The following is a 13,482-nucleotide window of genomic DNA, read 5'->3' on the forward strand; positions in this document are numbered from 1 at the left end:
ACATGACGCTTTCAGATGAACAGATCGCCGAGCTCGAGGCCGTTCGCGCCAAGCTCGAGGTGCGCATGGTCGAGAAGCCCCGCCGCTACCAGCACTCCCTGGGCGTTGCCAAGACGGCTTACGAGATAGCCCAGGCGTACGACGTGGACTGCTTTTCGGCTGCCCTTGCGGGGCTTTTGCACGATTGGGACAAGGTTTTGGACGATCACGAGCTGCTCGTGAGAGCGGCTCAGTACGGCGTTCGCGTCGCCGGTTCCCCCTCCGCCGCCGTGGGGTTGCTGCACGGTCCTGTTGCCTCTTATGAGCTGCCGCATATTTTCGAGGGCATCGACGCTTCCGTGTGCCAGGCGGTCGCAAGGCACACGGTCGGAGCGGTCGACATGACGCCGCTCGACATGGTCGTGTTCGTCGCCGATGCGATCGAGCCCGGCCGTCACGGCGACTACGCCGAGCGCCTGCGCGCCATGGTGGGGGAGTCTTCCCTGGAAGAGCTGTTTTTCCAAACGTTCGCGCAGGGTCTCGTTTATGTGATTTCGGGTGGACGCTATCTGTACCCGACCGCAATCGACATCTATAATGCGTACGCAGCAAAGCGAACGCGCTAACCGATCACAGGAAAGGTTTTCCATGACTGACATGACCGACGATCAGCTTCTCGACTACGCCTCCGGCCTGGGCGCTCATACCGCCGAGGGCAACGCCTCCGTCGAGCGCAGCGCCGCTTCCCCTTCCACGTCCGGCGTTCCCGCCATCGAGGTGGCTCGCGCCGCCGCCGACGCGGCCTCGTTCAAGGGTGCCGAGGACATTTGCATCATCGATCTCACCGAGCTCTCCGATGTCTGCGACTACTTTGTGCTTGCCACCGGCAGCAACACGCGCATGGTCGACGCTATCGTCGACGAGGTCGAGGAGAAGGTCGCGAAGGCATTCGGCGAGCATCCGTTCTCGATTGAGGGCCGCGAGGAGCGCAATTGGATCCTCATGGACTACGGTTCGGTCGTCGTCCACTCCTTCACCCCTGAGGCGCGCGAGTACTACCGCCTCGAGAAGCTCTGGGGCGATGCTCCCGTCATCGAGCTCTAATTTCGGCGTATCGCCACACGGGGTTTACGCAAAAGGGCAGGCTATAGTGCCTGCCCTTTCTCATATCCGCAGTGTATTCTGCTCTTCGCTCGCTATATCCGGCGGGCGAGCGTGGCGTAGTGTTTGTACAACGCTGCGAATTGGCCGCGGTACTTCGGCGCCCACGGTTTATCTCGGCCGCAGAAGTGCAGGATTGCAGTGTTGTTCATAACCCAATCGAGCGTTGCCTCGCCGCCGGTGCGGATGATGTTGTCGGGGTATTTTCGCGCGTCGTAATTCCACACCTGGTCAGGGACGGGCAATGTGCACTTGCCATACAGGGCGTTGAAGATGTCCTGGTCGGGGAAGAGCAGTTTTCGCTCGTGCTCCATGGCAAAAGCAAAGATCTCGTCGGGGTCGATGAGTGCTTTCGCACGCCTCATGTCCATGAGGATCACGCCGGTGTTGAAGTAGAGCTCGTTTGTGTTGAGGCGCACGTTGTTGAGGGCCGTTGCCGGATGGACCGCATCAGTATGGGATGCGGCGGCGAATACGCAGTCGCCCAGCTCGATGCCGAAGAGCGGTGCGAGCGGATTGATGATGAGGATGTCGGGATCGAGATACAGGGCACGGTCTATGTCGGCGTCGATGACATGCGGTGCCAGCATGCGGTAGTACATCTCCTGCGGGTATCGCTCGCTTGAGCGCGCATGCGCGAAGAGCGCCTGGTCCACCATGCGGGGCGCCAGCTCTATCTTGATACGCCCGCAAAAACCCGCAAGAGATTCGAGCGCTACCTGCGGGATGCCGCGGTGAAGGATCCAGACTCGGATGTTTTCAGCTCGGTTATTTGCACGCAGCGACAGCAGCATGGTGCGGAGCGGGCCGAGATACCCCTCGTCACAGGTAACGACGATTTCGGGGGTGCGCTGCGTCATGGGTCTCCTTAACGGGGTCAATGCATGTTGGGGCCGCAGGCTACTTGCGAGCCACGTCCTCTCTTGTACCCGCAGCTCGATGCGTAATCGGGTGCAGGTAAAAATTGCTCGTCACTTTGGATGGACGTCCTTGTGACGTGTGAAATCGCCGATGTGTAATTTGCACCCGTCCCCAATTACACATCTTCGGGTGCATGTTGCGTGAGGAATTTCGCGGGGTCGACGAGGTCGCCGCCAAAACGGGTGCTTCGCCCAAAGGCCACGGCATCGTTGCCAAAGCGCTCGCGGAGGGCGTCGAGCGTGACGGCGAGGTCGCGCTTGTCGCTCGCCATGGCGCCCCGTTCATCGACAGCGCAAAAGAGGTCAGTCTGAATCCCATGGGGGTCGGGCCCAAAATCGCTCACACCCACGCCGGCGAGGCGGATATGCATGCCCTCGGTCCAAATCGAGGCGAGCAGATCGCGTGCAACCGCTCCGAATACGTTCTCATCGTCGGTGGCGTGCGCGAGCTTGCGTTGGATCGTCCTACCTTCGCCAAAGGAATACTTAAGCTTGAGCGTGACGGTTCGTCCCGCCAGTCCACGCCGGCGGAGCCTGGCACCCACCGATTCAGAGAGCAGCTGTATCGCCGCTTTGACGTCGCTGGGGTCGGTGAGGTCGTGCGCGAAGGTCCGCTCGTTGCTGATGGATTTGACGTCGTCGGGCGCATCGATAGCCCGAACTTCGCTGACCTCGAGCCCCGCGGCCCTTCGGCGCACGAGTTCGGTGTTGATGCCGAAGATGGGGGAGAGGAGGCCGTCGGACGCTTCTGCAAGCTGCCCGAGTGTCCGTATCCCCACGCGCGCAAGCGCGCTTTCGGCGGCGGCGCCGATGCCGCTCATGGCGCGGACGGGCAGCGGCGCGAGAAATCCGTGCTCGGTTCCAGGCGTCACGATGGTGAGCCCGCGGGGCTTGTCCCGCTCGCTGGCGATCTTTGCGACGGTCTTGTTGCGGCCCAACCCGATCGAGCAGGTGATGCCCAGTTCTGAGACACGGCGGCTGATGCGCTGTGCTATCTGGATGGGATGTTCGTCGCAAAACCTGCCGGGGCTGATGTCGAAGAACGCCTCGTCTATGGATACGCGGTCGACGAATGGGGTCTCATCTGCGAGAATGGCCATGACGCGGGCGCTCATCTCGCGATAGCGATCGAAGTGGCCGGGTGTCCAGATGGCCTCGGGGCACAGGCGTTTGGCCTGGGCGGACGACATGGCCGAGCGAACACCGTAGACTCGCGCCTCATATGAGCATGTGGAGACGACGCCGCGTTTTTCGGGCGAACCGCCCACGATCACGGGCTTTCCGCGCCATTCCGGATGATCGAGCTGCTCGACGCTCGCAAAGAACGCATCGAGATCCATCAGCCCGATTGCAGGGCCGTTCCACGAGCCGAAGAGCTCTGGGGCGAGACCGTATGTATGTTCGCTTGTGTTCATGCTGTCAGTATATCGACAATTGCCGATGTACGCTGCATGAACATGCTTGCAATCGCGCAAATCTCAGATAAGATATGGATTTGCTTGCGACTTTCCAAATGAAGCCGGTCTCAAACGCTTCCCGTCGAGTCGTTTGGCACGGTAATTGTCCTGGTTAGGAATGCAGCAATCGCTGCGCAAAAGAAGGAGTTTGCATGGCTGTCAAGATTCGCCTCGCTCGTCATGGTTCCAAGAAGCGCCCGTACTACCGCGTCGTCGTCGCCGATTCCCGCACCCGTCGCGATGGTCGCCCCATCGAGGAGGTCGGTCGTTACAACCCGATGACCACCCCCAAGACCATCTCCCTCGATCTCGAGAAGATCGCCGACTGGCAGTCCAAGGGCGCTCAGCTCACCGACGCCGTCGCCGCTCTGGTGAAGGCCGCCAACGAGGGCGAGAAGACCGCCGCCGCCCCCAAGAAGTCCAAGAAGCAGCTCGCCAAGGAGGCCGAGGAGGCCGCCCGTAAGGCCGAGGAAGAGGCCGCTGCCGCTGCCGAGGCTTCCGAGGAGTAAAACGTGTCTGAGGAGCTGCTCTTGGAATCCCTCGTTGATGAGGCCATCGACGCCACCGAGGCGGAGGAGCTCGTCTCCGACCGTATCGCCGATCTCGTTGAGTATCTCGTCTGCAGCATCGTCGACGATGCCGACGGCGTTTCGCTCGAGGTGATCGACGGTGCCGACTCGTCGACCATCGAGGTCACCGTCGCCGAGGGCGACGTGGCCAAGGTTATCGGTCGCCACGGTCGCACCATCAAGGCCATCCGTACGCTCGCCCGTGCCCTCGCTGCTCGTCTCGACACTTCCGTCGAGGTCGAGGTCCTGGGTTAGGCCCGTGCGCGCCGCCTATAAGAACATCGCCCGTGTGGTTCGCCCGCACGGCACCAAAGGGGAGGTTCTCGTGGCTCCGCTGCGAGGCCTTCCCCTTTTGCTTACCGAGTCGATGCAAGTGCATCTGACTCCGCCCGCCCTCAAGCGGGAGCGCACCTCGACCGTCGAGTCCCTCTCCGTCACGCCCGAGGGCGCCCGCGTGCGCTTCTCCTGCGCTCACAATCTCGATGACGCCGAGAGCTTGACGGGTTGCTATGTCCTCGCATCCTGCGATGACTTCGAGCTCGGTCGTCTCGATTCGGCCGTTGGTGACCTGCTGGGGCGCTCTGTCGTCGACGAGCGTTTTGGTGATTTGGGCTCTATCGTCGAAGTCATGGAGACCCCTGCGAACGATGTCTGGGTGCTGGACGGTTCCTCGCACGGGGAGGTCCTCATGCCCGTTATCGACGAGGTCATCGTCGAGCTGCCCGAAGAGGGGGCCATCACCGTCCACATCATGGACGGTCTGCTCGATCTCTAAACGCTGAGAGGAGTGCTCATGCTCATCGAGACCCTCTCGGTCTTTCCCGAGCTTTTCGAACCCTATATGTCCACTTCGATCATGGGCCGCGCCCGTGCGCGCGGCTTGTTCGATTTTGCCGCGTACGATTTGCGCGATTGGACGCATGATCGCCATCGCACCGTGGACGATGCGCCCTTTGGTGGCGGCGCCGGCATGCTCATGAAGGTCGAGCCCCTTCATGAGGCGATTTGCGATATCTCGTCGAGGGGGGAGTGTCCGCCCCGCGTTGTGTTTTTCACCCCGTGCGGCGAGCCCTTCACGCAAGAGGTCGCCGAACGTCTCTCTGCATGCGATCGCATCCTGTTCGTCTGCGGACGTTACGAGGGCATGGATGAGCGCGCCTATGACCTCGCGGACGAGCGCCTTTCGATTGGCGATTACGTTCTGACCGGCGGTGAACTTCCCGCCCTCGTGGTCTCCGACGCCATCATCCGCCTGATCCCCGGTGCGCTCGGCAACGACATGGGCAGCGTCGACGAATCGTTCTCGACCTCCGATGATGGCGGGTTGCTCGAATACGCTCAGTACACGAGGCCTGCCGCTTTCAACGGATCTTCCGTACCGGACGTCCTGCTCTCGGGCGACCATGCCAAAGTCGCGGCCTGGCGCCGTTGGAACGCCATCGAGCGCACCTGCTGTTGGCGCCCCGATCTCATCGACTCCGCGCGCCTGACCGACGACGAGCGTCGGCGCGCCCTCGATCTGATCGAGCAGTTCCAGTCCGGTGATGATCAGGCCGTATCTGATGGAGAGGCTATCGATGAGTGACATTTCCGAGGCCCTTGACGGCACTGCTGCCCAATCTGCGCCTTCGAATGAGTCCGAGCGTCTGGATGGACCTGATCGCGAGCCCAAGTGGAAGGGGCTTCTCGAGTGGCTCGGCGTCTTTGTTGTCGCCTTCGCCGTCTTCGCCCTGATTCGCGTGTTCGTCGTCTCGCCATTCGTTGTTCCGAGCGGCTCCATGGAACCGACCATTCTTGTTGGCGATCAGGTTTTCGCTCAACGCGTCAGCGCGCATCTCGGTGATACGCCCGAGGTCGGCGATATCGTCGTGTTCAAGAATCCCATCTCCGATTCCAGCCACGAGATTTTGGTGAAGCGTGTCGTGGCTCGTGCCGGCCAGACGATCGACATGATCGACGGGCAGGTATATGTCGACGGGGTCGCCTTGAAGGAGCCCTATGTCGTTGGCGAGAGCTACCCGCTACCCATGCAGGCTCCGGGGGTTTCGATCGACTACCCGTATGTCGTTCCAGAAGGTTCGCTGTGGATGATGGGGGACAACCGTGAGAACTCCTCCGATTCCAGGTACTTCGGGGCCGTTCCCACGGACAACGTCGTGGGGACCGTCTTTTTCCGATATTGGCCGTTCTCGCGGATCGGCTCGATGTAACGCTAGAATATAAGCTTGTTTGACCGTACGAATGAGGGGGAGCGCCGCAGGATGAATCCGAACGCAATGACCTTCCAAGAGATGATTCTCAAGCTCGAGGAGTATTGGGCCGGCCATGGCTGCACCGTTATGCAGCCCTACGATTCCGAGGTGGGTGCCGGTACGTTCCACACCGCCACGTTGCTTCGCAGCCTCGGCAAGAAGCCGTGGCGCACGTGCTATCCGCAGCCCTGCCGCCGTCCCGCCGATGGCCGCTATGGCGAGAATCCCAATCGCATGCAGCACTATTACCAGTTCCAGGTGCTCATTAAGCCGAGCCCCGAGAACTCCCAGGAGCTGTACCTGGACTCTCTGACCGCCATCGGCCTCGATCCTGCTGAGCACGACGTCCGCTTCGTCGAGGACGACTGGGAGAGCCCGACGCTCGGTGCCTGGGGCCTCGGTTGGGAGGTTTGGCTGGACGGCATGGAGGTCACCCAGTTCACCTACTTCCAGCAGGTCGGCGGCATCGAGTGCGATCCGGTTCCCGTCGAGATCACCTATGGCCTCGAGCGCATCGCAATGTACGCTCAGGGCGTCACGAGCGTCTACGACCTGGTCTGGAGCTATCTGCCCGACGGCACGCCCATGACCTACGGTGAGGTCTTCCTCGAGAACGAGCGTGAGTTCTCCGCCTACAACTTCGAGGTTGCCAACGTCGATATGATGCGCCAGAAGTTCGATGATTTCGAGGCCGAATGCCATGCATGCCTCGAGGCCAAGCTCCCACTGCCCGCCTATGACTGCGTCATGAAGTGCAGCCACAGCTTCAATATCCTGGATGCCCGCGGCGCCATTTCCGCCACAGGGCGCGCGGCGTACATCCTGCGCGTCCGCACGCTCGCTAAGGCGTGCTGCGAGTCCTATTTGGCTGAGGTCGCCGGTGATGCGGCCGCGTCCGACAGCGTTGAGAAGGGGGAGGTGGCCTAAGTGGCGAACACCCGTGATTTCCTGTTCGAGCTCGGTGTCGAGGAGATGCCCTCCGCCCCGCTCAACAATGCCGTCAAGCAGCTTGAATCCCTGATGGGCAAGGGTCTCGACGAGGCCGGGCTCGCCCACGGCGCGATTCGCGTCATCTCTTCGCCGCGCCGCCTGGCCGTGCTCGTGAGCGACGTCGCCGAGGCGACGGAGGAGATCCACTCCGTCCTGCGCGGTCCCTCCGCCAAGATCGCCTTCGACGCTGAGGGCAATCCCACCAAGGCCGCCGAGGGCTTTGCCCGCAAAAACGGTCTCACCGCTCGTGAATTGGTCCGTCGCGAGGACGCCGATGGCACCGAGTACGTCTTCGCTGAGCAGAACACCCCCTCGGAGCCCGCGCTTCCCATCCTGACGCGCGTGTGCGAGGGTCTCATCCCGTCCATCCAGTGGCCGAACTACCGTAGCCAGCGTTGGGGCAGCGAGCATGCCACCTTCGTCCGCCCGGTTCGTTGGATCTGCTGCCTCTTCGGTGAGGAGGTCGTCCCGGTCTCCTTTGCCGACGTTGTGAGCGGCAACACCACGCGCGGTCATCGCGTGCTTTCCCCCGGTGAGCACCTCGTCGCCAGCACGGATGCCTACGAGGATGTTCTCGAGTCCGCCCATGTCCTGTCCGCCGAGCGTCGCGAGCAGGTCATCCGCGAGGGTATCGCCAAGGTCGAATCCGAGCTCGGCGTGCGCGTTGATACTCCTGCGAAGGTGTTCGACGAGGTCGTCAATCTCTGTGAGTGGCCGACGGTTCTCGTGGGCCACTTCGACGAGGAGTTCCTGAACGTCCCGTCCGAGATCATCTGCGAGTCCATGCTGTCCAACCAGCGTTACTTCCCGACGTATGACGCGGAGGGCAATCTGACCCGTGCGTTCGTCGTTGTCTCCAACGGTGACCCCAAGGCCAACGCCACCGTGATCGACGGCAATGAGCGCGTCGTCCGCGCGCGCCTCTACGACGCCAAGTTCTTCTACGATGAGGACCTCAAGGTCGACCTCGAGGTGTTCCGTGAGCGCTTGGCCTCCGTTGGCTTCCAGCAGAAGCTCGGCACCGTGCTTCAGAAGTCCGACCGCATGGAGGACCTGGCCCTCGCCATCGCTCGCGAGGCCCATCTCGGTGCCCACGCGGCGTCCAGCGCTCAGCGTGCCGCCCACCTGGCCAAGGCCGACCTCGTGTCCTCTGCGGTCGTCGAGTTCACCAGCCAGCAGGGCGTGATGGGTGGCTACTATGCCACCGCAGCGGGCGAGGAGCCCGAGGTTGCCGCCGCCATTCGCGATCATTATCGTCCCCGCTTTGCCGGCGACGATCTGCCCGAGGGCATCGCCGGTTGCATCGTTGCCGTTGCCGACAAGCTCGACACCATCGCGGGCATGTTCGCCATCGACGAGCCTCCCACCGGCTCCAAGGATCCCTTCGCGCTGCGCCGTTCCGCCATCGGCGTCCTCAACATCCTCCGCACGCGTCTGAAGTGCGGGTATGAGGCTATCGTCGATGCTGCGCTCGAGGGCTACCTGGAGCAGGGCCTTGAGTTCGACAAGGCTGCCGTGGCTGCATCCGTCTGCGCGTTCATCAAGGGTCGCATGGCCCAGATGGCCCGCGATGAGAAGGTTTCCGCCGACACCGTGGCCGCCGTTTCCGACGGCGACGTCACCGTTCCCGTGCACTTCTTCGAGCTCGCGCATGCCCTCGAGGAGGCCCGCGCCAACGACCGCGAGGCCTTCACCAACCTCGCCACCGCTTATGCGCGCGCCGCTCACCTCGCCGACGCGGAGCTCGGCATCGAGGCCGACCGCAACCTCATGGGCGACGCCGAGCTTGCCCTGCTGTACGCGACCGATGCCGCGCGCGATGAGGTTGCCTCGGCGCTTGACGCTCGCGATTTCAAGGCCGTCATCGCCGCCCTTGCGGCCCTGCGCGGTCCCATCGACGCGTTCTTCGACGACGTCATGGTCATGGACGAGGACATGGCCGTTCGCGAGAACAGGCTCCGCCTGCTCAACCGCTTCGAGGACGTGTTTGCCGGCATTGCCAACATCGGCGAGATGGCTCGCAAGTAGCGCCTGCTTCGCAGCGTTCATAGCTTGATTGGAGGGTCCGCGAGGGCCCTCTTTTCATACTGGCGTGGCTCAGCCATGCGAGTTGTTCGCGGTTGCCGTTCATCCAGATGGATGGTCTTCTCGGCGTGCGACGTAGGGGCTGTACGTTATAGTCGCCTTGATGTGTAGGCCCGTCTGAAGGGTGGCTCCATGACCAAGCGTTTTGCACGCCAAGTCGTCCTCGTCGTTTCTGATTCGCTGGGTGCGACGGGTTATGAAGTCGCCCGCGCTGCATGCGGTCAATTCGACGGAGTCGAGATCGCCGTCGAGCGCCTGACGAAGGTCAACGACGCAGACGTAGTCGAGGGAGCTGTCCGGCAACTCTTGGGCGAGGGGAGGGCGCTCAGCGTTCTGTACACCATCGCCGACGGTGCCCTGCGCGCCGAGGTAGGTGAGCGGCTTCGGGCAATGGGCGTCAACGGCGTCGACGTTCTCGGTCCGGCGGTCCAGGCATTGAGTGAGAGTTCGGGAGTCGCGCCGAGCGGTATTGCAGGGTCCATCCATCGTACGGACGAGGAGTATTTCAAGCGCATCGAGGCTATGGAGTATTTTGTCGAGCATGACGATGGGCGTGGCTCCGATGACTTGGATGACGCCGACATCGTTCTCATCGGCATCTCACGCACCGGCAAAACGCCGCTGTCCATGTACCTCGCCCATCTTGGATATCGCGTTGCGAACATCCCTCTCGTTCCGGGCGTGGAGCCGCCAGCTTCCCTATTTTCCGTCGATCCTGGAAAGGTCTTCGGGCTCATCTCCACAACCGAAGTCGTTTCGACGATCCGCGACCGCCGCCTCGGCGACGATATGAGTCGCGCCGTCGCTTCCGACTACGCCGATCCCGAGCGCGTCCGTTCGGAGATGGATGAGGCCCGGGCACTTATCAAAAAGCTTGGATGCATCACCGTCCGCACGGATGGAAAGGCTATCGAGGAGTCCGCCGCCGAGATTCTCGAGCGCATGAGGCAGGTGCGCATCGGTCGCGAGCGCCGTCGAGAGCGCCTGGATGCGCAATCGATTTAGCATGTTCTAGCTGCAGTGGTATCTTCATCAGGTAACCACATGCGCAACCGTCTGCCGCGCGCATTGCGCCGCTCGGCCTCATATCCCCGCATCTTCACAGGTATTTCCAATCGCCCCCGTAGAGTTCCCTTAACCCGCAGAAGCGCGGTATGGCAAACGATGCGGCCCGGCTTCGGGTCGATAGGGGGTCAGTGTGACTACGATGCAGCGCGTGTACAAATTCGGTGGCGGCGTGGCCTCGCCCGAAGTGACCGAGGGCGACGCCTCGATGAACTACATCCTCGGCGGCAAGGGCGCAAACCTCGCCGAGATGTGCCGTATCGGCCTTCCCGTGCCCCCGGGCTTCACCATCACGTGCCAGACCTGCGTCGAGTATGACGAGGCGGGGAACAGCTGGCCCGAGGGCGCCCTCGACGAGATCGAGGCGGCGACGTGCGACCTCGAGTCCCGTATGGAAAAGCGCTTGGGAGATGCCGAAGATCCGCTGCTCGTCTCGGTCCGCTCCGGAGCGCCGTTCTCCATGCCGGGTATGATGGACACCGTGTTGAACCTTGGCCTCAACGATGAATCCGTGATGGGACTCATCGCCCAAACCGACAACCCTCATTTCGCATGGGATTCGTACCGCAGGTTCATCCAGATGTTCTCCAACGTAGTTCTGGGTATCGATGCCGACCTGTTCGAGAACGCCATCGCCGAGCGGCGCCTGATCGCCGGGGTCCGCACCGATGCCGAGCTCTCCGATGAAGATCTCCGCGATCTTGTCGATGAGTTCAAGGCGATCTTCGCCCGAGAGGTCGATGCCTCCGCGTATCCCGAGCTCGTCGTGGACGGGACCGTTACCTTCCCCGCAGATCCCCGCCTTCAGCTTCGTTTGGCCATCCAGGCCGTGTTCGGCAGCTGGATGAATGAGCGCGCTTGCATCTACCGTCAGCGCAACCGCATCCCCGACGATCTCGGCACCGCCGTCAACGTCCAGGTCATGGTATTCGGCAACAAGGGGGAGACCTCCGCGACCGGCGTCGCGTTCACGCGCGACCCCGCCTGCGGTGCTCGGGGAGCCTATGGCGACTTCCTTGTGAACGCGCAGGGCGAGGATGTCGTCGCCGGCATCCGCAACACCGAGCCCATCTCCGGTCTCGCGAACGTCCCCGGGCTGGAGGAGGCCGCGGCCGAGCTTGACCGCGTCTTTGGCATCCTTGAGGGCCATTATCGCGATATGTGTGACATCGAGTTCACTATCGAGCAGGGCAAGTTGTGGATGCTGCAGACGCGTGCGGGCAAGCGTACGGCCGCAGCGGCGTTGCGCATCGCGATCGACATGGTCGAGGAGGGGCTCATCTCCCGCGATGAGGCGCTTATGCGCATCGATCCCTCTCAGCTCGACCAGCTCTTGCATCCTCAGTTCGACACCTCCGCCGCTGTTGACGTGCTTGCGCGCGGCCTCAACGCGAGCCCCGGAGCCGCCGTGGGTGAGATTGTCTTTTCCTCCGACGACGCCGTTGCCGTCCATGAGGCCGGGCGCCCCGCAATCCTTGTGCGCTGGGAGACGAACCCCGATGACCTCAAGGGCATGGTCGCCGCTGAGGGCATCTTGACGAGCCATGGTGGAAAGACGAGCCACGCTGCCGTTATCGCGCGCGGCATGGGCACGCCATGCGTATGCGGTGTCGAGAGCTTCCGCATCGATGCCGCCGCGAAAGAGGTTCACGTCCTTGGAACCGATATCGTGCTGCACGAAGGCGACGTCATCTCCATCGACGGCGGTCAGGGCATCGTTGTCGCCGGTGCGGTGCCGCTTGTCAAGCCCGAGCTGACCGGAGACCTTGACACCGTTCTCAGCTGGGCGGACAGGGTTCGCCTCGATGAGACCGACGGGCGCGGATACCACGTGCGCGTCAACGCCGATAACCCCGAGGACGCCGAGCTTGCCCTTGAATTCGGCGCCGAGGCCATCGGCCTGTGCCGCACGGAGCATATGTTCCTCGGCGATCGCAAGCAGATCATCCAGTCCTTCATCCTCTCCGACAATGCCGATGTGCGCGCCAAGGCGCTCGAGGACCTGCTCGCCGTCCAAACTGAAGATTTCGTCACCATGCTGCGCACCATGACCGGACGCGCCATGGTCATCCGACTCATTGATCCGCCACTTCATGAGTTCCTCGACGATCCTCGCGAGCTTGCCGTTGAGATCGCGCGTAAAGAGGCCCTGGGCCAGGACGTTTCCGATGTTCGCAAGCGCCTGCGCCTCATTGACGGGATGATGGAGTCCAACCCCATGCTTGGCCTTCGCGGCGTGCGTCTCTCCATCGTCTATGCCGACCTTCCGTTGATGCAGGTGCGCGCCGTCGCGTCCGCCGCCGCCCGCCTCAAGCTCGAGGGCTTCGATCCGCGTCCCGAGATCATGATTCCGCTCGTGTCCATTACCGAGGAGCATGTCCAGACCCGCGCAGTTGCCGAGCGCGTCATCATGGATGTCGAGGCGGAGTGCGGCGTGAAACTCGACATTCCCATTGGAACTATGATCGAGCTGCCGCGCGCCTGCCTGGTCGCCGACGAGATCGCGGCCCATGCCGACTTCTTCTGCTTCGGTACGAACGATCTCACGCAGACGACCTTCGGCTTCTCGCGAGACGACGCCGAGGCCAAATTCCTTCCCGCCTATTTGCATGAGAAGGTGCTGACTGCAAATCCCTTCGAGACCGTCGATCCCGCCGTCCTTCAGCTGGTGAAGATGGCCGTCGACAAGGGTCGTGCCGTCACGCCCGAAATGCATTTCGGCGTCTGCGGCGAGCACGGCGGCGACCCGACGTCCATCGTCGACTTCTTCAACACGGCAGGCGTGGACTATGTGAGCTGCTCTCCGTATCGCGTCCCGCTCGCCCGACTCGCGGCTGCACGCGCCAAGCTCACTTGCGCTCGCTAACGGCGCGAACCGACAATCGACCCCCTTTATTCGCGGTGGCCGCATTCGTGCGGCCACCGTACTTTTGGTGTACTTTCGTTCACATGCAATCGAATGGATACAATAATTTCCGTATGCGTGTACCCACCTCGACGCATA

General features: G+C 62.4%; 13 protein-coding genes. 11 read left to right on the top strand and 2 right to left on the bottom strand.

Features of this window, described 5'->3' with window-relative positions:
- The first annotated feature begins 2 nt into the window (after window positions 1-2).
- Window positions 3-605: a bis(5'-nucleosyl)-tetraphosphatase (symmetrical) YqeK gene (gene yqeK, locus COLINT_RS01865; RefSeq protein WP_006722625.1), complete on the top strand. Its 603-nt coding sequence runs from the start codon at window positions 3-5 to the stop codon at window positions 603-605.
- 22 nt (window positions 606-627) lie between these two features.
- Complete coding sequence (gene rsfS, locus COLINT_RS01870) at window positions 628-1,083, top strand: ribosome silencing factor (RefSeq protein ID WP_006722626.1); 456 nt, start codon at window positions 628-630, stop codon at window positions 1,081-1,083.
- Between the two features lie 92 nt (window positions 1,084-1,175).
- Here rsfS and COLINT_RS01875 read toward each other — a convergent pair whose 3' ends face one another.
- Both COLINT_RS01875 and dinB read right to left on the bottom strand, forming a co-directional pair.
- On the bottom strand, window positions 1,176-2,000 hold the full coding sequence (locus COLINT_RS01875) for a glycosyltransferase family 8 protein (RefSeq protein WP_006722627.1): 825 nt from the start codon (window positions 1,998-2,000) through the stop codon (window positions 1,176-1,178).
- Between the two features lie 176 nt (window positions 2,001-2,176).
- Window positions 2,177-3,475, bottom strand: a complete 1,299-nt coding sequence (gene dinB, locus COLINT_RS01880) for a DNA polymerase IV (RefSeq protein ID WP_006722629.1) — start codon at window positions 3,473-3,475, stop codon at window positions 2,177-2,179.
- A gap of 194 nt (window positions 3,476-3,669) precedes the next feature.
- Between dinB and rpsP the strand changes: the two genes are divergently transcribed.
- The 9 genes from rpsP (at window position 3,670) to ppdK (ending at window position 13,344) form a co-directional block, all read left to right on the top strand.
- The gene (rpsP, locus tag COLINT_RS01885) at window positions 3,670-4,026 is read left to right on the top strand and encodes a 30S ribosomal protein S16 (protein ID WP_006722631.1); all 357 of its coding nucleotides are present in this window, start codon (window positions 3,670-3,672) and stop codon (window positions 4,024-4,026) included.
- A gap of 3 nt (window positions 4,027-4,029) precedes the next feature.
- Window positions 4,030-4,341, top strand: coding sequence for a KH domain-containing protein (locus tag COLINT_RS01890; RefSeq protein ID WP_006722632.1), 312 nt, complete (start codon window positions 4,030-4,032; stop codon window positions 4,339-4,341).
- Window positions 4,342-4,345: 4 nt separating this feature from the next.
- Window positions 4,346-4,861 carry a ribosome maturation factor RimM gene (locus tag COLINT_RS01895; protein WP_006722633.1) on the top strand — a complete coding sequence of 172 codons (516 nt, stop codon included), beginning with the start codon at window positions 4,346-4,348 and terminating at the stop codon, window positions 4,859-4,861.
- Window positions 4,862-4,879: 18 nt separating this feature from the next.
- Window positions 4,880-5,671 carry a tRNA (guanosine(37)-N1)-methyltransferase TrmD gene (trmD, locus tag COLINT_RS01900; RefSeq protein ID WP_006722634.1) on the top strand — a complete coding sequence of 264 codons (792 nt, stop codon included), beginning with the start codon at window positions 4,880-4,882 and terminating at the stop codon, window positions 5,669-5,671.
- Window positions 5,664-6,296: a signal peptidase I gene (lepB, locus tag COLINT_RS01905; RefSeq protein WP_006722635.1), complete on the top strand. Its 633-nt coding sequence runs from the start codon at window positions 5,664-5,666 to the stop codon at window positions 6,294-6,296. Before trmD ends, lepB begins: the two co-directional genes overlap by 8 nt.
- 51 nt (window positions 6,297-6,347) lie before the next feature.
- Window positions 6,348-7,265, top strand: coding sequence for a glycine--tRNA ligase subunit alpha (locus COLINT_RS01910; protein WP_039910254.1), 918 nt, complete (start codon window positions 6,348-6,350; stop codon window positions 7,263-7,265).
- Window positions 7,266-9,356, top strand: a complete 2,091-nt coding sequence (glyS, locus tag COLINT_RS01915; RefSeq protein WP_006722637.1) for a glycine--tRNA ligase subunit beta — start codon at window positions 7,266-7,268, stop codon at window positions 9,354-9,356.
- A 189-nt stretch (window positions 9,357-9,545) separates the two neighbouring features.
- Window positions 9,546-10,418, top strand: coding sequence for a pyruvate, water dikinase regulatory protein (locus COLINT_RS01920; RefSeq protein WP_006722638.1), 873 nt, complete (start codon window positions 9,546-9,548; stop codon window positions 10,416-10,418).
- Between the two features lie 202 nt (window positions 10,419-10,620).
- Entirely contained in the window at window positions 10,621-13,344 is a 2,724-nt protein-coding gene (gene ppdK / locus COLINT_RS01925) for a pyruvate, phosphate dikinase (RefSeq protein ID WP_006722639.1), read from the top strand.
- The last annotated feature ends 138 nt before the right edge of the window (window positions 13,345-13,482 follow it).

The sequence above is a fragment of the Collinsella intestinalis DSM 13280 genome, assembly GCF_000156175.1.
GTDB classification, from domain to species: domain Bacteria; phylum Actinomycetota; class Coriobacteriia; order Coriobacteriales; family Coriobacteriaceae; genus Collinsella; species Collinsella intestinalis.

Bases quoted from the DNA above. Each gene is read 5' to 3' on its own strand.
- COLINT_RS01875 (WP_006722627.1), bottom strand. From the start codon at position 2,000: ATGACGCAGCGCACCCCCGAAATCGTCGTTACCTGTGACGAGGGGTAT.
- rpsP (WP_006722631.1), top strand. From the start codon at position 3,670: ATGGCTGTCAAGATTCGCCTCGCTCGTCATGGTTCCAAGAAGCGCCCG.
- yqeK (WP_006722625.1), top strand. From the start codon at position 3: ATGACGCTTTCAGATGAACAGATCGCCGAGCTCGAGGCCGTTCGCGCC.
- ppdK (WP_006722639.1), top strand. From the start codon at position 10,621: ATGCAGCGCGTGTACAAATTCGGTGGCGGCGTGGCCTCGCCCGAAGTG.
- COLINT_RS01920 (WP_006722638.1), top strand. From the start codon at position 9,546: ATGACCAAGCGTTTTGCACGCCAAGTCGTCCTCGTCGTTTCTGATTCG.
- rsfS (WP_006722626.1), top strand. From the start codon at position 628: ATGACTGACATGACCGACGATCAGCTTCTCGACTACGCCTCCGGCCTG.
- trmD (WP_006722634.1), top strand. From the start codon at position 4,880: ATGCTCATCGAGACCCTCTCGGTCTTTCCCGAGCTTTTCGAACCCTAT.
- COLINT_RS01910 (WP_039910254.1), top strand. From the start codon at position 6,348: ATGAATCCGAACGCAATGACCTTCCAAGAGATGATTCTCAAGCTCGAG.
- dinB (WP_006722629.1), bottom strand. From the start codon at position 3,475: ATGAACACAAGCGAACATACATACGGTCTCGCCCCAGAGCTCTTCGGC.
- lepB (WP_006722635.1), top strand. From the start codon at position 5,664: ATGAGTGACATTTCCGAGGCCCTTGACGGCACTGCTGCCCAATCTGCG.